Annotated in this window: 1 protein-coding gene; it reads left to right on the forward strand. The window is 66.6% G+C overall.

The window, feature by feature from the left end; translation table 11 throughout:
- Positions 1–851, forward strand: an 851-nt coding sequence (locus tag CF70_RS38150; protein WP_235185141.1) for an SNF2 helicase-associated domain-containing protein, incomplete at both ends; no start/stop codon positions are given.

Here is an 851-nt window from a genome sequence, read left to right on the forward strand (position 1 = left end):
CCCCAAACTCGAATCCGCCGGGATTGTCGTACGCATGCCCGGCGTCTGGCAGGCGGGCCGCCCTGCTCGTCCCGTTGTGAAAGCCAGCGTCGGAGCACGACCGCCTACGCTCCTGGGCAAGGACGCGTTGCTCGATTTCAGCATGGAGGTCTCCCTCGACGGCGAGCGTCTCAGCGCCTCCGAGGTCAGGGATCTGCTCAAAGGCGCCGACGGCTTGCAGCTCATCCGTGGTCGCTGGATCGAGGTGGACAAGAAGAAGCTCAGTCGCCTCATGAAGCGATTCGAGGCCATGGAAAAGGCGGCGCAAACCGGTCTGCCCTTTAATGAGGCCCTACGCCTTCTGACGGGCGTTTCGCTCGACGAGAGCGCCGACCCCGCTGAGCGCGACTGGTCGCAGCTTGTTGCAGGGCCCTGGCTGGCCGACATCCTGCAGGAGTTGCGCCAGCCGGAGGGGTTGGCGCAGATCAGCCCGGGACCGGAGCTCAAGGCCAACCTGCGGCCCTACCAACAGGTCGGGGTGCGGTGGTTGTACCTGCTTACCCGGCTCGGACTGGGCGCTTGCCTGGCGGATGATATGGGCCTGGGCAAGACCATGCAGGTACTCTCGCTGCTGCTCGTGCTGAAGCGCGAAAGCGCCGAGGTCCGGCCCAGTCTGCTGGTCGCACCCGCATCGCTGCTGGCCAACTGGGCCGCAGAGGCCGAGCGCTTCGCTCCCGGCTTGCGCCTGCTGATCGCGCATCCGTCGGTCATGCCGGCGGCCGATTTGCGCGCGCTGGACCCTGCGCGGCTTGCGGACATCGATCTCGTCATCACCAGCTATGGCTCGCTTCTTCGCCAGCCGGGACTGGGGG

The sequence above is a fragment of the Cupriavidus sp. SK-3 genome (genome assembly GCF_000611145.1).
In the GTDB taxonomy this organism is placed as follows: domain Bacteria; phylum Pseudomonadota; class Gammaproteobacteria; order Burkholderiales; family Burkholderiaceae; genus Cupriavidus.